Annotated in this window: 14 protein-coding genes; 6 read left to right on the top strand and 8 right to left on the bottom strand. The window is 50.3% G+C overall.

The window, feature by feature from the left end:
* Positions 1-129: 129 nt before the first annotated feature.
* The 3 genes from JMJ04_RS31120 to JMJ04_RS31110 form a co-directional block, all read right to left on the bottom strand.
* Positions 130-330, bottom strand: coding sequence for a hypothetical protein (locus JMJ04_RS31120; protein ID WP_201374232.1), 201 nt, complete (start codon positions 328-330; stop codon positions 130-132).
* A 259-nt stretch (positions 331-589) separates the two neighbouring features.
* Positions 590-790 carry a hypothetical protein gene (locus JMJ04_RS31115; protein ID WP_201374231.1) on the bottom strand — a complete coding sequence of 67 codons (201 nt, stop codon included), beginning with the start codon at positions 788-790 and terminating at the stop codon, positions 590-592.
* An 86-nt stretch (positions 791-876) separates the two neighbouring features.
* Positions 877-2,829, bottom strand: a complete 1,953-nt coding sequence (locus tag JMJ04_RS31110; protein WP_201374230.1) for a RiPP maturation radical SAM C-methyltransferase — start codon at positions 2,827-2,829, stop codon at positions 877-879.
* A gap of 304 nt (positions 2,830-3,133) precedes the next feature.
* Here JMJ04_RS31110 and JMJ04_RS31105 point away from each other — a divergent pair, with 304 nt between their 5' ends.
* Positions 3,134-3,892, top strand: coding sequence for a DUF72 domain-containing protein (locus JMJ04_RS31105; RefSeq protein ID WP_201374229.1), 759 nt, complete (start codon positions 3,134-3,136; stop codon positions 3,890-3,892).
* Between the two features lie 18 nt (positions 3,893-3,910).
* Here JMJ04_RS31105 and JMJ04_RS31100 read toward each other — a convergent pair whose 3' ends face one another.
* A complete protein-coding gene (locus JMJ04_RS31100; RefSeq protein WP_201374228.1) occupies positions 3,911-4,936 on the bottom strand; it encodes a substrate-binding domain-containing protein in 1,026 nt (341 codons plus the stop codon).
* Between the two features lie 353 nt (positions 4,937-5,289).
* Here JMJ04_RS31100 and rhaI point away from each other — a divergent pair, with 353 nt between their 5' ends.
* From rhaI to JMJ04_RS31080, 4 genes are all read left to right on the top strand, one after another.
* Positions 5,290-6,513, top strand: coding sequence for an L-rhamnose isomerase (gene rhaI, locus JMJ04_RS31095; protein WP_201374227.1), 1,224 nt, complete (start codon positions 5,290-5,292; stop codon positions 6,511-6,513).
* Between the two features lie 78 nt (positions 6,514-6,591).
* Positions 6,592-8,682, top strand: coding sequence for a bifunctional aldolase/short-chain dehydrogenase (locus tag JMJ04_RS31090; protein ID WP_201374226.1), 2,091 nt, complete (start codon positions 6,592-6,594; stop codon positions 8,680-8,682).
* 16 nt (positions 8,683-8,698) lie between these two features.
* Positions 8,699-10,177 carry a rhamnulokinase gene (locus JMJ04_RS31085; protein WP_201374225.1) on the top strand — a complete coding sequence of 493 codons (1,479 nt, stop codon included), beginning with the start codon at positions 8,699-8,701 and terminating at the stop codon, positions 10,175-10,177.
* A 123-nt stretch (positions 10,178-10,300) separates the two neighbouring features.
* Positions 10,301-10,564: a hypothetical protein gene (locus tag JMJ04_RS31080; protein WP_236038549.1), complete on the top strand. Its 264-nt coding sequence runs from the start codon at positions 10,301-10,303 to the stop codon at positions 10,562-10,564.
* 125 nt (positions 10,565-10,689) lie between these two features.
* Here JMJ04_RS31080 and JMJ04_RS31075 read toward each other — a convergent pair whose 3' ends face one another.
* Positions 10,690-11,421 (bottom strand): thioesterase II family protein, encoded by a 732-nt coding sequence (locus tag JMJ04_RS31075; RefSeq protein ID WP_201374523.1) that lies wholly within the window; start codon positions 11,419-11,421, stop codon positions 10,690-10,692.
* 682 nt (positions 11,422-12,103) lie between these two features.
* On the opposite strand from JMJ04_RS31075, the gene JMJ04_RS31070 reads away from it, so the two are divergent.
* Positions 12,104-14,965, top strand: coding sequence for an NB-ARC domain-containing protein (locus tag JMJ04_RS31070; RefSeq protein ID WP_201374223.1), 2,862 nt, complete (start codon positions 12,104-12,106; stop codon positions 14,963-14,965).
* A gap of 65 nt (positions 14,966-15,030) precedes the next feature.
* On the opposite strand, the gene JMJ04_RS31065 is transcribed toward JMJ04_RS31070, so the two are convergent.
* From JMJ04_RS31065 to JMJ04_RS31055, 3 genes are all read right to left on the bottom strand, one after another.
* Positions 15,031-16,083: an ornithine cyclodeaminase family protein gene (locus JMJ04_RS31065; protein WP_201374222.1), complete on the bottom strand. Its 1,053-nt coding sequence runs from the start codon at positions 16,081-16,083 to the stop codon at positions 15,031-15,033.
* 90 nt (positions 16,084-16,173) lie between these two features.
* A complete protein-coding gene (locus tag JMJ04_RS31060; protein WP_201374221.1) occupies positions 16,174-17,943 on the bottom strand; it encodes an ABC transporter ATP-binding protein in 1,770 nt (589 codons plus the stop codon).
* Positions 17,940-19,613 (bottom strand): ABC transporter ATP-binding protein, encoded by a 1,674-nt coding sequence (locus tag JMJ04_RS31055; RefSeq protein ID WP_236038547.1) that lies wholly within the window; start codon positions 19,611-19,613, stop codon positions 17,940-17,942. Before JMJ04_RS31055 ends, JMJ04_RS31060 begins: the two co-directional genes overlap by 4 nt.
* Between the last annotated feature and the right edge of the window lie 144 nt (positions 19,614-19,757).

The following is a 19,757-nucleotide window of genomic DNA, read 5'->3' as shown; positions in this document are numbered from 1 at the left end:
ATCGCACCAATGAATCACCCAGGAGGAGAACAAAGTTAGCCAACAACCGGTCAGGGGATGTACAACGATGCGTTGGAGAAACAAGCGTTGTGTTTCACAAACTCATCAATCCAACCGGACGCTGTGGTACTAGAAAACTACTGCAACGCCAATCCCATGGCCATTGGCATCATCATCGTCTGCCGCAGCGCGCAATGCATCAGCAAATTCTGGCGCAGTCAAAATGACCTTCCCATCCTCGCTGATCGTAAACTTTGAGGGATCGAGCGTAATGCGTTTCTCTTCGCCTTCTGGCTTCTGTTCATTTGTTGGATTCTGTTCGTCTGCCATTGGAATATCCTCCAATTTTTGTAAACTAGAGGCTAACGCTTGCATTCGTTAGCCCTATCAATACAGCTAGAGCTAGCACAAAGAACTTGCTGAACCGCTAAAGCGACTCGAAATAGCCGCTTACCTGACCTGGCGCCTGGCATCTTCTCAAACAAATGACAAGATCACGAACCCTGTTCTCCTCCTGGATGATCCATTGATGCTCATCATGAGTTGGTCTCGATGGGTGTTCCTGAAAGTTCCTGTGTGTTGTTGAAAACTACCAGATTACGGCAACGCCAACCCCATGGCCGCTATTCTCATCATCGTCTGCCGCAGCGCGCAATGCATCAGCAAATTCTGGCGCAGTCAAAATGACCTTCCCATCCTCGCTGATCGTAAACTTTGAAGGGTCGAGCGTAATGCGCTTCGCTTCGCCTTCTGGCTTCTGTTCATTTGTTGGATTCTGTTCGTCTGCCATTAGAATATCCTCCAATTTTTGTGCCCTAATTGAGTACATCCTAATTACCTGCTGTATACAATTCGGGTCTAAAGTCTAATATTTTCTTATGAGACTGCGACTGGAGTTCTAATGTGACCAGCGACGGTCGCTTGCCCTGTGCCGTCAAATATGGAAGCCAGGAAGCGCTGCGCTTGACCTGACGGCTGGTATCTCCCCAGACGAATGGCGAGACCAAGCACCCTATTCTCCTCCTGGATGATCCACTGGTGTTCGTCAAGAGTTTGGAGCATCATGGAGAGCATTTCTGGATCCATATTCAAATGTCCGGCCAGGTCGCTTTTGATGGCAATCGCATCAAGCGCGTCAAGCAATGCCAGGTACTCCTGGTCAAGCAGCCAGAGGTGTTGTTCCGTTCGCGTATCAACGAGCAAGGTGCGGGTACCAACGGGGCAATAGAAGAGGGTGGCGCTGCTATGCGCGCTCGTCCATTGCCTGACCGTTTGAATAAGGTCCGTTGTATAACCGCTTCCCGGTTTTTCTTGATAATCATAATCAAAGAAGTAGGCCAGGTCGAAACGCTCCTGTGGTGATAATCCAGGAAAGATATGTTCATAAGCCAATGTTGGCTTGATATCTTTAATACCAAACTCCTGGGCTTCATTGAACAGCGGGCTGAAACGATCGAGCCGAACTGGAGCAAAGGCGACAGGTGGACGCAGATGGAAGATGCGCTTGGCCCATTCATTGGCCTGGGCATAATCTTCTGGTTGCTCGCCAGGAAATCCCCAGAGAATATTCCAGTAAGGCGTGATCCCATACTCGTGGCACCACTTGAGCATCTGCACGTTATTCAATGCTGAAACGCCTTTACGCATCACTTTGAGTACATGGGTGGACAGGCTTTCGATACCAGGTTGAACACGGTCTATATGGGCCTCTGCGAAGTTCGCGATTTGCTGCTTCTTGAGATTCGCTTTGGTTTCATAAAATAAGCTAAACCGCTTGGGATGTTGTGCAAGCTGTGGCAGAAGCGTATTGATATAGCGGTAGTCGAGGATGTTATCAACGGCAAGCACATTCGCTGCTCGATCCGCATAGCGGTCCCACAATTCCGTGATTTCCCGTAAGGCTCGCTCTGGACTTTTACTCCGGAAGGCCATATTCAAGCCATTGAGTCCACAGAAGGTACAGTGCGAGCGTTGCCCCCACCAGCATCCACGAGAGGTCTCTACCATGATAGAAGGCGAGACACTATCCTTGATCTCGTTAACATTATGCTGTGCAAAAAAATCCTCGAAGATGGGATACGGCAGCTCATCCATTTTTACTGCTGGAACCTGGGCTGATGTAACGGTTCGCCTGGTCCATACTCCTGGTACATGGGCATAATCTTCCTTATTAAGGACAGCCTTTACCAGAGGGATAATTATATTTTCCCCCTCACCAGAGACAACGGCATCAACCCAGGGGAATGACCGTAGTAGACCGCGACCCATTGGGCCTTCAACATTTGCTCCACCAAAGACGATCGTGAGGTGCGGATAGCGTTCTTTTAATATGCGTGCAAATGCAAGGGAGGCGACATGCTGCTGAAATACGCTGGTGAAGCCTACAAACTGTATCTCATCCCACTCGATAGCATTGAGAGTATCTTCAAAAAAAGCAGGTATGAGCTGACGCACATGCCTCACAGTATCGGCATCTTCCTGAGCAATACCCCTGGAATAGAGAACATCCAACCAGTTCTTGGGCTGTTGTAGATACTGTAAATACTTTTCATCATACTCACTGTCCCACGAGGAATTCTGTGGATCACTCATCAACCAGGGAGCAAAGATCCATTCACCAAGCAAGTAGTTAGAGGGGTATTTGCCATCAGCAATCTCTTCATAGAATTTTGTTCCTACTCTGGGAACAAAGGGGAGAAAGGGGTACCAAATAAAGGAGGGGATAGAAGACTCTTGAAGCTTTGCTTGAAGAAGGCTCAGTCCAAGAGAAGGACGCCGGCTCGAAGCAAATGGCATGCTCATAAAAAGAACTTGTTCACCAATCCGCATGAATCTCTCCTCTTGCTAAAAAGCATCTCTTCATGCTTTATGCAGCTTTAACCTAAATAAATTAGGAATTCTGCAACTTCCACGAAGTGCGTCTGGCGTTTGCATGAAAAGAGTATAGCATTTACAATTCACAGATCAGTTGTGGTTTTATGAGCATTTTTGGGTTCTCTGGAAACCATCCATGGCACACATGCGCCATCTTGTAATCAAGAACGATGCGACCAATCACCCTCCTGCCTCGTGTACCCTATGATCCGCAATGAAGAGAAACACCTTTACCAGGACAATTCCGGAGGATGGACTTATGATCTGGATTGGCACATCAGGTTGGATCTATCCGCACTGGATTGGGCGTTTCTATCCAACACATCTACCCATGCGTGAGCACCTGGCATACTACGCTCAGCACTTTCCCACAGTCGAGATTAATCGAAGTTTTTACCGTCTGCCCACATACGAACAGTTTCACGCGTGGAGTGAGCAAACACGCTCGCATCCCAGGTTTCGCTTCGCGGTTAAGGGTAGTCGCTACCTTACGCATATGAAAAAGCTTCTGAACGCAGAAGAAGGGATAAACCGCCTCCTCACTACCGCCGAGGGACTGGGAGAACAGTTGGGGCCATTCCTTTTTCAGCTCCCTCCTCACTGGCATGCCAATCCGGAGCGCTTGGAACAATTTCTCAGCCAGCTTCCACACAAGCTTCAGGTAGCTATTGAGGTCCGCGATGTCTCCTGGTTCGCAACAGATATGGCGACCAGGATAGCGCAGCTATTTACACCCACCAGCAACACTACGCTAGCCATAGCGATTGGCGGAACGCTCCCGACGCCCCTCGATCTTCCTCCCCTGGGATCATTTGGATACGTGCGTTTTCACTCCGGGGCCAACGGCATTGGTCTTAGTGACGATGAGCTGTCCGTCTGGGCCCAACGACTCGCACACGATGCGGAACAGGGACGAGAAATCTATGCCTATTTCAACAATGATTCCGAGGCATACGCCATCCATAACGCGCTACGACTGCGCGAAATACTAGGATCACTCGCTGCCTCACCCAGCTGAAATGCACCCTTTTTCTTGTCAGAACGCGGACGCGTTTTTCATCAGGAAGGTCGAGGTCCGTATAACCAGTTCTGGCTGGTAGATGATGTGCTGATGCTGATGTTTTTCACGATTTGCCATCTCGTCCAGGAGGAGTTCTGTCGCCGTTCGTCCCAGCAGGTACTTCGGTTGACGAATGGAGGACAGCGCGGGCGAAAGGGCACTGGCAAACTCGATATCATCATAGCCGATCAGGGCCATCTCATTAGGAATCTGGATGCCACGCTGGAGCAAGCCGCGCATCACGCCGAGCGCCAGTAAATCATTGGCACAAAAGACAGCCGTTGGCTTGCGCTCATGGTGCAATAATGTCTCTACGCATTGCTCACCAGCACGAGTATTCTGCGTTCCTGCAGAAATCTCAACTATCACCTGGTTAGGATCAAGGCCTGCTGTTTTGATCGCCTGATACATGCCCTCTTGCCGCTCTTCACACTGACGAATACTGAGGGGACCACTCACAAAAGCGATACATCGGTGCCCACGTTCCAGCAAATGGTTTGTGGCCAGCGCCCCTCCTTGTCGATCATCAACAGCAACTGAGCAAAGACTCTGCGTCTGGTCTGGTCGATCAAGGAGCACCACTGCGATATCCTGCTGGTACAAGCGTTGGAGATCGCTCAGGTCATTGCTGGCCGGAGTAATCAAGACTCCTGCAATTCGCTGCTCTTCGAGCATATGCAGATAGCTGCGCTCTTTCTCCAGTGAACCATCTGAATTGCAGAGGATGACGATGTAGCCAGCCTCATTTGCCGCGTCTTCAACACCACGTGCCACTTCGGTAAAAAAAGGATTGGTTATATCTAGAACTACCAGGCCGAGGTAGCGACTGCTCCCAGCCCGCAATTGATGCGCTGGGGCATTGCGCACAAATCCCAGTTCCTTGATTGCTGCCTGCACACGCTGCCGTGTTGTCTCTGCGACGATCTCCGGGCGATTGAGTACATTGGAGACCGTTCCCAACGATACTCCCGCCTTTTCGGCAACATCACGAATACTTACCATGCGCTTTTCTTTTCCCTGCTCTTGAGAAGAGCATAATCTCATCCCCTCTGCGTGTTGCGTCATTCCTAGTGAAACGTTTCATTAGTGTTCTGTAGTATAGCAGGCCGAAGGCTGATCGAAAAGGGGCCGGCTGGAAGCATCTGCTTCTGGAAAGGGTTTGTTACTTCTATAAAGGGCAATGCCTCCTCTTGTGTGCTCTTGACAAGAGCGCACTTCATCTCCTATACTAATTGAAACGTTTCAAGTGAACTGGTTCAGTTTTTTGTTTTCCGCCGATGGGGCTTTCAGAACGTTTTCACTCGTTCTCAGAGGGATGCTGCATCTGGATTTCGATGAAGAAGAGGAGCAAAGCTATGGCCGAACACTTTGAACAGATACGTGCGACACTGGCTCGACAGGGCACTGACATTGAACAGGTGATCGCGCACATACAGATATTTTCCATCGAGACTCCTTCGTGGGGCTACGGCAATTCGGGGACGCGCTTCAAAGTGTTTCCCTGGCCAGGGGCGGCGCGCGACCTGCGCGAGAAGTTGGCTGATGCTGCCCAGGTGCAGCGCGTCACAGGTTGTTGCCCAACGGTCGCGCTGCACATTCCCTGGGACCAGGTTGATGACTGGCAAGAGATCAAGACGTATGCCGAGCATCTGAGTTTGCGCCTGGGTGCGGTCAATCCTAATCTCTTCCAGGATCATGCTTATCGTTTTGGGAGTCTCAGTCATTTCGACAAGGGAGTGCGCTCCCAGGCGATTGCGCATGTCCTCTCCTGCATTGAGATCGCGCACAGCATAGACTCGAATGTGGTCAGTCTATGGCTGGCTGACGGTACCAACTATCCTGGCCAGGATGACCTGCGCCACCGTCGCCATCGCCTCCTCGATTCACTCCAGACCATCTACTCCGCCTTGCCTGACAAGATGCGTCTCTTGATTGAGTATAAGTTTTTCGAGCCAGCCTTTTACTCGACGGATCTTCCTGATTGGGGAACGTCGCTCCTCATGACACAGAAATTGGGACGAAACGCCGAGGTGCTCGTGGATACCGGCCATCATCCCCAGGGAACCAACATCGCGCAGATTGTCGCGCAGTTGCTGGATGAGGATCGCCTGGGTGGGTTTCATTTCAATGATCGCAAGTACGCCGATGATGATCTGATTGCTGGATCACTCAACCCCTTTGAACTCTTTTGTATTTTCCATGAGATTGTTGGTGCGCAGCACGAGAACAATGCCAATGCCAGTCGCATCGCGTATATGATCGATCAATCGCACAATATCGAGCCCAAGATTGAAGCGATGATTCAGAGTGTCCTCCATATCCAGACGGCCTATGCGAAAGCACTGCTGGTCGATCGTGTGGCCTTGCAGCAGGCGCAGGAGAGCGGCGACGTTCTGGGTGCATATCGCGTGCTCCAGGCTGCGTATGAAACCGATGTGCGCCCGCTGCTCGCAGAAGTCCGTGTGCGTCAGGGACTCGATCCCGATCCCATTGCAGCCTTCCGCTCCAGTGGCTATGCTGAGCAAGTAGCTCGTGAGCGCACGCTGGGCGAAAGCGTAAGTGGCTATCCTGGTGCATAAGCCGGTGCGCAACTGACTCTCGCTTCCTGAGAAGATAGTGCTTTATTACTTCTGTTTAAAAGACCCGAGGAATTGATTATGGCATCTTTGCTTTTCTCGTCCACCCTGGCCCAACTCGTCGAGCGGTCACGCCGGCTGGGAGCTGACCGTTCCGTCTGCAACTGGGGCGGCGGCAACACTTCTGCCAAAGCGGACGAACGGGATTTTCGCGGACAAACGGCCCGTATTCTGTGGGTCAAAGGCTCTGGCTCGGACCTGGCAAGCTGCACTGAAGCGTCGTTTACTGGTCTGTATCTGGATGATTTGCTGCCCTTACTGGAGCGCGAGCAGATGAGCGATGCAGAGATGGTCGCGTACCTGGGACACTGCTTCTTCGATCCTGGTCGCCCACGCCCCTCTATCGAAACACTCTTACACGCGTTTTTGCCCTTCGCCCATATTGACCATACCCACGCGGACGCGACCAATTATTTTGCCTGTGCTGCCAACGGAGAAGAGCTTGCTCGCGCGTGCTTTGGCGAGGATCTGCTCTGGATACCTTACCGTCGCCCTGGCTTCGGGCTGGCTCGCGAGGTTGCCCTGGCCGTGCATGCACATCCAGAGGCCAGGTTAGTCATCCTAGCCAAACACGGATTGATCACCTGGGGCGAGACCGACGAGGAGTGCTACGCCTCTACATGCTCGACAATTGCCCGTGCGCGTGCATTTGTGGAAAATCGAATCTCAGAAGCACGACGACCACTCTTTGGTGGCCTGCGTGTCCCTTCTCTCCCAACAGAAGAACGAAGGTCCATTGCCTCGCAGATCACATCGACGCTACGTGGATTGGTCTCTGTGGATAAACACCAGATCCTGCGGTTTGAAGATGACGAAGATGTGCTCACCTTCGTGTCCAGCCAGGATGCTTCTCGTCTGACCACCATCGGCGCGGCCTGCCCGGATCACCTAGTCCATACCAAACCCTGGCCTTTGCTGGTCGAGTGGACTCCCGACCAGGGCCGTGAAATCCTGGCTGAAGCAGTGGAGACCGGGATCGCGGCCTATGTGACCCGTTATCGCCAGTATCTTGCAGATAACCTCAGCCAGAACCTTGATCCTGATGCCTCCCTCCCGGTCTTTCGTGAAGCAGATGCGGCTAGTGATCCGCATCCTCGAGTGATTCTGATTCCCGGTGTTGGTATGTTTACCACAGGCAAAGATATGGCTCTGGCTGATGTCTCAGCGCAACTCTATCATCGCGCCATTGCCGTCATGCGTGGGGCTGAAGCCTGTGGCGGTTTTATTTCGCTTTTGGACGCGGAAAGCTATGCGGTCGAGTACTGGCCACTGGAGCAGTATAAACTCAAGCTCGCTCCTCCTGAGCGCGAGTTTGCGCGACGCGTGGTACTGGTCACTGGTGCGGCTGGCGGGATTGGCTCGGCCATCTGTCGACGCCTCGCGCAGGATGGCGCGCACATCATGGCCACCGATATCGATCTTGCCGGCGCGGAACAACTGGCCACCGCTCTTAATCAGCAGTACGGTGCGGGGCGAGCGCTTGCTCTCAGAATGGATGTGACCAATGAGGAGAGTGTGCAGGCAGCGTTTGAGCAGGCAGCCCTGACCTTCGGTGGCATCGATATTATTGTCAACAACGCAGGACTCGCCTCCAGCGCACCCATCACCGAGACCAGCCTGGCCGAGTGGAACAAGAACTGGAATGTGCTCGCCACTGGCTATTTTCTGGTGGCGCGCGCTGGTTTTCAGCTGTTGCAGCAACAGGGATGTGGAGGCAGTCTCGTTTTCGTTGCTAGCAAGAACGCGTTGGTCGCGGGCAAAAATGCTGCCGCCTATTCGACTGCCAAGGCAGCCGAAGCCCACCTGGCACGCTGTCTTGCCGAAGAAGGAGGCCAGTTCGGCATTCGCGTCAACACAGTCAATCCTGATGCAGTGCTTTCCGGCTCGCGCATCTGGGGAAGCTCCTGGCGAGAGGAACGCGCTGCGACCTATGGGGTTGCGCCTGACCAGTTGGAAGAGGTCTATCGCAAACGAACCACGCTTGGCGTCAATATTTTGCCCGCAGATATTGCGGAAGCAGTAGCGTTCTTTGCCTCGCCAACGCGCTCCAGCAAGAGCACCGGCAATATGCTCAACGTCGATGGAGGGGTCTCTGCTGCGTATCCGCGCTAAGAGAGGAGAGACATGTATGACGACACGCAATGTCGCGGCGGTTGATCTTGGTGCCGAGAGTGGACGCGTCATCCTGGGACGTTTCAATGGCAAGAAGCTCCTCCTGGAAGAGGTGCATCGCTTTGCCAACCGACCGATCACCATCCATGGACATCGTTTCTGGAATATTGCGAGCCTCTGGGACGAAACCCTGGCAGGGCTGCGCAAAGCTCGCCAACGGGCTGGATCATTGGACAGCATCGGGGTCGATACCTGGGGAGTCGATTATGGGCTGGTGGATCGCAACGGATTCTTACTCGGTTTGCCCTTTCAGTATCGTGATCAACGCACGTCGACCATTATGGAACAGGTCTGTGCCCTTATCCCACGCGAGCGCATCTATGCCCGCACCGGCATTCAGTTTCTGCCCTTTAACACCCTGTTCCAGCTCACGGCACACGAGTATCAGCAACCAGGTACCCTTGCCCAGGCTCACCGCCTCCTCATGATTCCAGATCTGTTTCATAACTGGCTAAGCGGATCAATGGTAAGTGAGCGCACAAACGCTTCGACGACACAATGCTGGGACGCGGTGGCGGGAGTATGGGACGTGGATCTTCTGACGCAACTGGGTCTTCCTACAAGCATGCTTCCTCCGGTGGTTGAGCCGGGCACATCACTTGGTCCGGTTCTCGCAGAATGGCAGGATGATCTGGGTTCCGCATTGGTCATCGCTCCTGCGACTCATGACACTGGGTCGGCCATTGCGGCTGCGCCAGTCTCCTCTTCGGATGGTTGGGGGTACATCAGTTCGGGAACCTGGTCGCTCGTTGGGGTCGAACTGCCCCAACCTCTGATCAGCCCAGAGGTGCTGGCGGCCAATTATACGAATGAAGGGGGCGTGTTTGGCACCACGCGTTTCCTGAAAAACGTGATGGGGCTCTGGCTCTTGCAGGAATGCCAACGTCAGTGGGCGCGAGATGGGCTTACAATGGATTACGAAACCTTGTTGACCGATGTGGCAGGAGTACCAGCCTTTGCTGCTCTGGTTGATCCAGACGATCCACGCTTTCTCGCTCCGATGAACATGCCAGCCACCATGAACGCGTATCTCCAGGAGCACGGGCAAGAACCGCTTCAGGCCCCAGCGGCCTTTGCCCGCTGCATTCTGGAGAGCCTGGTCTTACGCTATTGCGAGGTATTTCGACAGATGAGTGTTCTAACAGGCAAAGACATCAAGGGTGTTCATGTTCTTGGTGGAGGTGCCCGCAACGCCTGGTTGAATCAGTGGCTGGCTAATGCGCTTGGAATACCTGTGATTGCTGGACCACACGAAGCAACTGCGTACGGCAATGCCCTGATGCAACTAGTAGGCTTGGGAGATCTCCAGAGCTTGGCAGAGGTGCGCACGGCGGCCCAACGCACCGCTACTCGCCTCTTTGAGCCACAGGCTACCCAGCATGAAGCCTGGCAAGAAGCCGCAGGACGGTTCCGCGTGTTGACTGGTACCCATTGAGTGTTCCGAAAAGAGAAAGCACGCGTTTTTTTCTTGCTCTCCACAAAAAACATGCTGTGTGCGGTATACTCTCTATAGAGCATGCAGAGCCACCAGGTCTTCTCAACAGCGCGAAGAAAGCAGGTGAACCCCATAGACAACACGCATGACATACAGCTCTCAGATGGGCGCGTCGTCCGCCTGACTCCAGAACAGGCCCTTGCCTTCCTCACCTGGCTTCACGGCCAGATGCCGGACCTACCTGAGGCCCTCGCTGCCTGGCTCGCACAGCAGCAGCCCGCCCACGATCTCCCTCCCCTCGAACCCTATTGCGTGGTTGAACGCTCACCTGATGGCCTCTATCATATCGCCGACTTCGGCTTGGATCTCCCCGACGATAGCCTCTAACCATCTCTCTCCTCCTCTTCGAATAGCTGCTCGCCGCGAGAAGATAGCTGTGTTTGTGTAGCGCACTATCACAATGAAAAAAGAGATGTAGCATGCCTATATGAATAGGACCCTTCTATCCTCATCTACAAATCCCTGCTTGTGCTCTGTAATCCTGCCAGGATAGCAGCCAAAAGGTTCGCTTGTTCCTTGTGCAAATAGAAATGATCGCCCATAAAAAAACGAGCTTGAAAAGAACCCTGGGTTTGTTCACGCCAAGCCATAATAGCTTCGCGGGAAACTTCTGAATCATCCAGCCCACCGAAAGCGGAAATAGGGCAGGTCAGTGGTAACTCGGATCTATAGGCATACGTTTCGCAGAGCGTAAAGTCTGCGCGGAGTAGTGGAAGCAAAAGCTGCAAGAGCTCAGAGTTGTTGAGCACCGCCTCCGGAGTTCCATTAAGTTGGCGGAGGGTCTCGATCAATTGAAGGTCAGAGAGATGATGTACAGGTGGCCTCGGATCAGGCAGATGTGGTGCCCTATGTCCAGAAACAAAAAGATGTACTGGTCCTGCGACCTGGCCCTTCAGGCGTATCAAGCGCGTCAATTCAAAACTAATGAGTGCTCCCATACTATGCCCGAAGAATGCATATGCTCCATCAAAGTAAGGCAAAAGAGCCTGATAGAGAGATTTAACAAGCACATCTAACTCTGTAAAAGGTGTCTCTGTAAAACGTCCCTCCCGGCCAGGTAACTGTATAGGGCAGATTTCAATATCTGACGGCGCCTGTTCTAGCAAGAAATGAAAGGCAGATACTCCTCCTCCAGCATATGGAAAACAAAACAAACGCACCTGGGCCTGCTTTTTCCGGGGCATAAGTTGGAGCCAGGGAGTAGAAGAAATATTGTTTTGTATCAATGATAGTCCTTTTTCCCCTACACATGTAAAAACAAATATCTGAACTTATAATAACATTCATGTTATGAACACGTCTATAACAAACAATTTACACAAAAACTCATAGAAATCCACCTCTTTCCATATACATCTCGCAAAATAGGCATATCACCAATTGATGCGCTCCTATAATCTTAGCAAGTCAGGAGTATTTTTAGACCCTCCCAGAGCAACCTGGCGATATCAAAATGATATAAATGTGATATTACCTTTCATATTGATGGTGATTATCATGATATTATCACGTCAATAGCTGATCAAAGAAGTAGATAGGAATGATAGAAATATGTAGTGAAGGAACTTTTGCAAATTCCTTTTAAAGAGTAAAGCGCCTTATCATTATTTTTCTTAACCATACAAGGGTCAGATCCAAGTAGAGGCTTTTAGCTGAATGCTTGCTTATATAGATATTTATGGTAAAGGCGCAGCCACGATTATTGGTGCATCAGTAAAAACACAAAGGGCCAGAAGAGTCATACGAGCATGACCTTATGCTCACTAGTCCAGCGTTTCTGCCCACAGGAGCGATCCAAGCCAGTCTGGACCCTACAACTTTTCGGATGTACCAATTATGGATCTCCATTCCGAAAGGATTACATAGATGAAATCTGCTGCAGTAGCAATACCCAACACGCTCCTACGCCAGGCACGCGAACTACGAGGATGGTCTCAAAAGTTTGTCTCTGAGCAGATTGACGCACCTGCTATTTGTTATATCAGTCGCTGGGAAAGAGGCCATACCATTCCCAGTCCTTTTTATAGAGAAAAACTTTGTACACTGTTTGGTAAAGATGCACGTGAATTAGGATTACTTCCTAATAAAGAGCAGTCAGAGATGCCATCTCCTTCACAAAAAGCTGCGCCACTTGCTCAAGCTGATGTTTTCTCGCCCTCAAAAGTCTTTCTGTTCAAGAGCCCGGAGTCCTTCGTTTCCCATTCTTCGCATTTAGTCGGACGCCAGAAAGTCATTGAGCTTCTTACGCAGAAACTATGCACAGAGCCAGAAAAGACCATTATTGCTCTGCATGGCCTACCAGGAGTAGGAAAGACATCACTCGCAAGAATATGCATTTACAACAAGCAAATTCAGGAGCAATTCCATCATGGCATACTCTGGATTAACCTCGGACCACAGCCTGAGAAAGCAAAGCTGCTCGCAACTTGTGGTGCACTCCTGGGCCTTTCAACAAATGAGCTAAGGCGCTACGCCAGTGAAGAAGAGCAAGTAAAAGCCATTACGCATATTTTGCATGCACGCCGCATGCTCATTATCATAGATGACGTGTGGAGTATTGAAGAGTTCCTGCCTTTTTTCAAAATGGGTGGAACACAATGTGCATATCTAGTGACGACGCGTCTCCCCTCTATCTCTTTGCGACTAGCCAATAATAACGCCTTTGTGATTCAGGGATTAGAAGAGAAAGAAAGTCTGGAGCTTTTAGAAAATTTTGTCCCAACGTTAATCTATCAGGATACCCAGACTATGCATGCCCTGGTACGCTCTGTGGGAGGGTTACCTCTAGCGCTGACTCTCATAGGGCAGAATCTACAATTACATGCTCATGGAGGACAGCCGAGACGAATTCAAGCAGCACTAACACGTCTTTCCCAATCAGAGGGGCGTCTACGTATTTTTGAACAACAGATCGTCAACAATCAAAGTTTTGACCACTCAGATAACTCAGCTACTTCCCTCAAATCCATCATCGAGATAAGCGATAATCATCTCTCGCCTCTCGCCAGGCAAGCACTCTATGCCCTGGCTGTTCTGCCTGCCTGGCCCAAATGTATTTCAGAAGAGGCCGCGTTGGCAGTTGCGGAGGCACCGGTAGAGATACTTGATGTCCTGATAGATGCAGGGCTACTAGAAGGTGTTGGCGCAGGACGCTATGCGCTTCATCAGATAATTATAGATTATGTTCGCTTAAAGCACGTCGATGGAGAAGCCAGAAATCGACTCATTGATTACATACTTAACTATCTGGAGCAATACCATACTATAGATGCTGCATTAAACCAGGAGCAAGATATACTTCTTGCTGGACTGGAAGCGATGCTTGATCTCAAGCAAACACACCAACTCATACGCGCTCTCGCTCTATTTTCGCCCTTTTTTCAGAGGAAGGGCTGGTATGATTTATCTAGTAAATATCTGCAACACGCATACCAACTTGTCATTCCCCTGGAAAAACAACCAGACACCCTGCGCTATACTTTGCCAATTTTCTGTTCTTTCGCTGAAAGTATCCAGAAAGGCGGTGATGCCGCACAGGCCAGAACATTGTATCAACAAGCTTTAGACCTGGCACAGCACTATGAAGAGCAGTACGCAAAGAGCAACCTTCTTTTTAAGCTTGGCACGCTTGAATTCGAACAAGGGGAATATCTTCAGGCAGAAGCCTATTTTCAAAAGACATTAATTGAAGCGCGCCGTTATAGTTATCATACACTCCTGGTAATGCTTTTCTCTTACTTAGGAGCAATTGTGGCTCGTCGTGGCAACACCTTCCAGGCTCAAGCCTATTTTCAAGAAGGGCTGGCGCTGGCACAGCAATACAATTACCCAGAGGGTTTAAGCATGCTCCTGGGGGAACTTGGCCAGATTTCGCTCATAGAGACAGCCTACCCCGACGCAAACCACTATTTTCGGCAGAGCCTGGAGATAACTTGCCAGCTTGGTTATCCTGAACTCATCTGCAATGCCCTGCTAGGGCTGGTCTACCTCGCACTGGAACAGGGGGATTATGTTCAGGCACATGCATATCTGCGGGAAAGAGAAACACTTATTCATCAATTTGAGCCGTCGCCACACTTACGATGTAGAATACTACAAACGTTAGCTACTCTTGCACTCAAAGAGGAAAGCTATGTCCAGGCTGAAACATTTTTGCAAGAAGGACGTACCCTTGCACAACAGGCAGGCTATCGTGAGTGCTTGACCCAGTTGTTACTTTTGTCTGGCATCGCCGCACTGGGACTTCGAGATGAGGTTCAAGCCGAAGTCTTTTTGAACGAAAGTCTTTCCATGGCCTACCAGCTAGGCTACAGCGAATATATCAGTCGTTCGCTCGTTTACCTAGGCATAAAGGCTTTCAAGTACAAACACATTCAGCAAGCAGAGATTTATTTAGCAGAAGGTCTTGCTGTGGCGCGTTCAATCAGGCAAAAAAGCCTTCTACGTCTCGCGCTTTCTACGTTAGGTGAATGCACCCTCTTACAACAGAAGAGCGGGCAAGCGGCTCTTTATTTTGAAGAGCTGTTAGTATTAACCTCATCGTGCGACCAGGAATATCGGGCCAAAGCGCAATTTGGAGCGGCACGTGTCGCACTGGCACGCGGCAACATTGCGGAGGCACAGCGACTTGGTATATTGGCGCTGACTCTTTATGAGCAACTTGAGCATGATGATAGGAGTGATATACAGCAATGGCTGTCTTCACTCCCAACTTTGCTCATACGTTAATCGTTTTCGATACCTGGCTATCCTCAAGAGGAGAACAGCATACGTTCCAACTATTTCTACCAGAGCTAGCGTTTCAAGGGTGTTCCGAGGTGCAGACGCAACGCTTCTTGATAGACATAAGTTGCAAGCGCAATATCTTCAATGGACAAGCCAAATGGGTTGACGAGAATGATATCGTTGTCGCTCTCGCGTCCGACGCGCTCTCGCATTACAACATCTCCCAGATGCGCATCTATGCGACGGGCGCGGCTTCCTTGAGGGTGGGGATCATCGGGTCCAATAATTTCACCTGAGCGATACATTCTGCCTAATAAACGCCGGGTATCATTTTTGATCAGGTCCCAATCATCAACAATAATTTTATCAGCCTGCAACACGACATCAGGCAAAGGATCATCAAGAGAAACGTTCACCAGAATAGCACCCGGTTGAAGCCAGGCATAGGGGATATAACCGGTTGTCGTTGTAGTAACAGGAATAATTAATTGCGCTCCCTCAACAGCCCTTTGCGCGCTTGTTTCCTCTATAAGCACGACGTGTGAGTCTTCAAGTAGTGGGGTGAGCAGGGTGCGCATATTTGCCACCCTTTGTTTATCAAGATCAAAAAGCGAAATCTTTACCAGAGATGGTATTTGCTGTACTAGTAGTTCTATATGACGTTGTGCTAACACGCCCGCGCCGATGATTGCTGCGCATTCGATCGGTCGCCCGGCACAAAGCCGCGTTGCTAGCAATGAGACACTGGCTGTACGTAAGCTGGAGATATATGCCCCTTCCATAATACAGGCGATACGTACAGTAGTAGGGTCATAGAGGAGCGTCAGGCCACTGGCGCGAGGAAGCCCTCGGCGTGGATTCGCAATATTGCCATTGATTATTTTGGTACCAGCCTGGTTGATTGAACCGCCAACATAGCCAGGCATATTCAGACTTCTGACGCTTTCTCCCAGTGGATTTGCCCAGGCCAGATACGCTTCGTCAGGCAGTATTGTTTCTCCTGAGGCGTATAGCCTGAAAAGCTCATGCATCACAGCTATACTATCCAGGTGCTGGCAGGCCAGCTTGACCTCATCTTCACAAAGATAGAGAATACCTGCGTCATCGTGTGAAAGAGTCATCCGATCCCCCTTAAAGTTAAAATAACATAGGACGCATATTCGTGCCTGGCGACAGCACAAAAAGAATATCATCCCATACCAGTTACACAGTTATAATTGGTGAATTTCTTCCTCATCCGACCATAAACGTTGCATCTCAATGCACTCACTGAGCAGTGTGTCCAGCGTTCCTTGTGCTACGACTCGACCACCGTGCATGACGATAATATGATCCGCATGGAGAAAGGCCGCTTTACGATGTGATACAACTAGACAAGTACGCTCTTGTTGCTCAAACAGGCGTTGCCAGAGTAACTGTTCGGTTTTGACGTCCAGTGCGCTAGAAAGATCATCAAAAACATAGAAATCAGCATTGTGGACAAACATTCGTGCCGCGGCAGCCCGCTGGAGTTGTCCGCCGGACAATTTTACGCCGCGTGGACCAATCGGCGTTGCGAGACCTGCTTCCAGGGACAAGAGATCATCTTCTAAAATAGCCAGGCGCAGAGCAGCCTGGACCTCTTCTGATGAGTATGGCTGTCCCAAAAGAATATTTTCGCCCAATGTTTTGCTAAAGAGGCGAGGGACCTGCGGGGTATAGGCACAAAGGGGAGGGGTAAAAAACTTGGCGAGCTCTGTCACCTGTGCATTATTCCAGAACACTGTTCCTTCCTGTTTGGGGAGCAATCCCAGCAAAACGCGCAACAATGTTGTCTTGCCTGCCCCGATGCGCCCGGTAATAACCGTAAAGGATCCCCGCCGTAGATCAAAATTCACCTGTTCAATACCATTACGCGATTGAGGATAGTGATACGTTAGCCCCCTGACCTGAAGCCTCTCCAAGCTTTCGGTCTCGCTTCTGATGAGCGCTGGCACCGGCGGAAACTCATCACGCAGATAGACGGGATGATGAGCTACTAACAGCTCTGGCTGACTTTCGGCAAAAATAGACTGCATGCGCTCAAAAGAGACTCCAGCCTGTTTGTAGCGCATCAAAAAAGATCCAAGGATATTGGGAAGGGTAGTAGTAATTACAAGGTACGAAATAAACAGAGCGAAATCTCCCAGGGTAAAGCGACCTGTACGTAGCAATGGACCAGCAAAGAGCAAAACTAGCCCCATGCTAAGATTAACAATATTGGCGGAAAAAGTTTGTAGAAGCGAGGTAAACATCCGCTCTACAAGGGCGGCCTTGCGGCGAACGTCGTTTACGCTACGAAACTGATCAATCACACGCTCCTCGGCATTCGCCAGCTGAATAGCCTGGACAGTTTGAAACATCTCGCGAATGGCCCTAGTAATATCGCCAGTCGCGCGCCGACTGGCTCCTCTGTATCTGCGCACACGCGAACCAATCAGGCTAATTAAGAAAAAAATCAACAAAAAAGGTAGGAAAACCACCAGAGTCATCAGCAGACTGGTTCTCGCCAGAATAAAAATAGCCACCAGTGATGTAAGTAAGGTCCCGCCTGCGACCACACTGGAAACAATAAACATTGCTATCTCAGCTACATCATCGCGAAAATAGCTGATCATCTCCCCTGGTGAGCAGCTTAGCGCCTGCGCACCAGGCTGCTCCATAATATGTGTGAAAAGGTTACGTCGCAACAATGCTCCTATACTGTGTCGGAGGGTAGTTTCTATGACAGTATTCGCTACCAGCAAAAGAGTCCTGACTACTCGTACAATCATAAAAAGCAGGATAATGCTCCATACCATCAGTTCGGCGGTCATTTGCCCTGTGAGCGCATTGACGAACGAGCGAATCAACAAGCCTTCTCCTAAAAAAGAAAGCGCATAAATGATCAGTAAGAAGCTCAGACCAGTATAGATCCAGGGTTGATAGCGCAGTAAACGCCATAAATAGCGATATGTGTTCATAAAACTCCTTGCTCTTCTTGCGTTTGAAGTAAATCATGGAGCAGTGTCTCTGTATTCGTACTCAACTCGCTATAGTTGCCCTGCTCGACTATCTGCCCATCCTGCAAAATGAGAATAGTATCAGCTCGCCTGATAGTGGAAAGTCGGTGCGCGATAATAATACAGGTGCGATTGTAGAGGAGTTTATCTATAGCTTGCTCAATCAAACGCTCTGTCTCCGGGTCCAGGCGCGATGAAGCTTCATCAAGAATCACCAGGTCGGGATTTCGTAAAAAGACGCGAGCAAAGGCGAGCAATTGAGCTTCTCCTGCCGAAAGCCCACTCGCAGGATCAAGCAAAGTATCCAGTCCCTCTGGCAATGTTTGATACCAGGCGCTTCTTCCCAGGTTGTCTAAAACAGTCAGAATATGCTGATCGGTAATACCGCGGTCAAAAAAAGTCAGGTTATCGCGTACAGTAGCATGAAAAAGTTGGACATCCTGCGTCACCAGGCCAACACGAGCACGAATATCACGCACTGGAACCATACTGCTATCGACACCACCCAGGCGGATGGTTCCTTGTGTGGGACTATACATACGAAGCATAAGGCGCGCAATGGTGCTTTTACCGCTCCCGGTACGCCCTAACACGCCTACTGTTTTTCCTGGCTCAAGTTGAAAAGAGATATCATGTAGCGTTGGCGTCGCAGGATTGTAGGCAAAGGAGACATGTTCAAATGCCACAGAAAGCACCTTTTCCGGAAGAGAGAGCTTCTGGTCCTGCCGCATCTGACTCTGGATGCGAAAAAGCTCTTCAATGCGTTTGATGCTAGCCAGGGCTTTCTGTAGATCATCCAGCTGAGCCGTAACCTGCTGGATTGGTGTTTCGAGTAATTGGATATACTGTATGACGAGAAAGACCGCGCCAATTGTAATCGCATGTGAGAAATAGAGATAGGCACTTGAGGCAAAAGCAAGCGCATAACCAAAAGTGAAGAGGAGTACGCTGGTAGCTTCAATAAGGGAGCTGGAGAGGCTGGCTTTGCGCTCAAGATGAAAGCGTTTGCGCAATAAGCGATAAAAATTTTGCATAATATATGCTGTGGCTCCCTGTGAACGGATATCTTCCCGCCCATCGAGATGTTCCTCAAGGAAGCCAAAATAGTCTGCGCTGGCCTGTCGGGCTTGTTGCCAATAGGGGATTGCGATGTTGCGCACACGCCCCATCACCAGCAAAGCCACCAGGGCAAAAAGCCCAAAGACGATACCCAGCCTCCAATCATCTAGTAGTAGCGCTATAACAATCCCAAATAACAGCAGCACACTGCCTAAAAGTTGTACCACAAAGTTGGATAAGAAATTCGCCAGGTAGCTCACATCGCCATCTATGCGCTCAATAAATTCTCCAGGAGTATGAGCGTTATGAAAGGATATGTCGAGAGAGAGGCAATGGACCGCCAGATCTGCGCGCAACATGTTGGTTGCCGTCCAACTCACATATTCTCCGATATAGGCCGCACCAACCGTAAGAAACAATGTCAGCAGCACCCCAACCAGATAGAACAGCGCAATGATCAGTAAGGAAGATAGAGCGCTACGAGATTGAGCCGTATCGATATAAAAACTCAGAATTTGGGGCGTCACCAGGTCAGCTATGATGCTACCCAACAACAAAACTGCCAGCAGCACAACTCTCCAGCGCTGAGGCTTAAGATATCTAGTGAACAGGTAAGTATAGCGATAAACAGGCATAGTTTCACCATTTCTATTTGGAGGGATCAACTGTGCCGAGAGCCCCATTTGCAAGGCACATCCGACGACAGAAATATATAT

This window comes from Ktedonobacter robiniae (assembly GCF_016587375.1).
Classification (GTDB): domain Bacteria; phylum Chloroflexota; class Ktedonobacteria; order Ktedonobacterales; family Ktedonobacteraceae; genus Ktedonobacter; species Ktedonobacter robiniae.
The sequence above is the reverse complement of the archived record's forward strand: the minus strand, read 5'-3'. Positions and strand labels throughout refer to the sequence as shown.

What these genes read in the sequence shown, in the direction of transcription:
- rhaI (WP_201374227.1), top strand. Translation starts at nt 5,290, where the DNA reads ATGGCCGAACACTTTGAACAGATACGTGCGACACTGGCTCGACAGGGC.
- JMJ04_RS31070 (WP_201374223.1), top strand. Translation starts at nt 12,104, where the DNA reads ATGAAATCTGCTGCAGTAGCAATACCCAACACGCTCCTACGCCAGGCA.
- JMJ04_RS31115 (WP_201374231.1), bottom strand. Translation starts at nt 790, where the DNA reads ATGGCAGACGAACAGAATCCAACAAATGAACAGAAGCCAGAAGGCGAA.
- JMJ04_RS31090 (WP_201374226.1), top strand. Translation starts at nt 6,592, where the DNA reads ATGGCATCTTTGCTTTTCTCGTCCACCCTGGCCCAACTCGTCGAGCGG.
- JMJ04_RS31075 (WP_201374523.1), bottom strand. Translation starts at nt 11,421, where the DNA reads ATGCCCCGGAAAAAGCAGGCCCAGGTGCGTTTGTTTTGTTTTCCATAT.
- JMJ04_RS31105 (WP_201374229.1), top strand. Translation starts at nt 3,134, where the DNA reads ATGATCTGGATTGGCACATCAGGTTGGATCTATCCGCACTGGATTGGG.
- JMJ04_RS31110 (WP_201374230.1), bottom strand. Translation starts at nt 2,829, where the DNA reads ATGCGGATTGGTGAACAAGTTCTTTTTATGAGCATGCCATTTGCTTCG.
- JMJ04_RS31120 (WP_201374232.1), bottom strand. Translation starts at nt 330, where the DNA reads ATGGCAGACGAACAGAATCCAACAAATGAACAGAAGCCAGAAGGCGAA.
- JMJ04_RS31100 (WP_201374228.1), bottom strand. Translation starts at nt 4,936, where the DNA reads ATGGTAAGTATTCGTGATGTTGCCGAAAAGGCGGGAGTATCGTTGGGA.
- JMJ04_RS31065 (WP_201374222.1), bottom strand. Translation starts at nt 16,083, where the DNA reads ATGACTCTTTCACACGATGACGCAGGTATTCTCTATCTTTGTGAAGAT.
- JMJ04_RS31085 (WP_201374225.1), top strand. Translation starts at nt 8,699, where the DNA reads ATGACGACACGCAATGTCGCGGCGGTTGATCTTGGTGCCGAGAGTGGA.
- JMJ04_RS31060 (WP_201374221.1), bottom strand. Translation starts at nt 17,943, where the DNA reads ATGAACACATATCGCTATTTATGGCGTTTACTGCGCTATCAACCCTGG.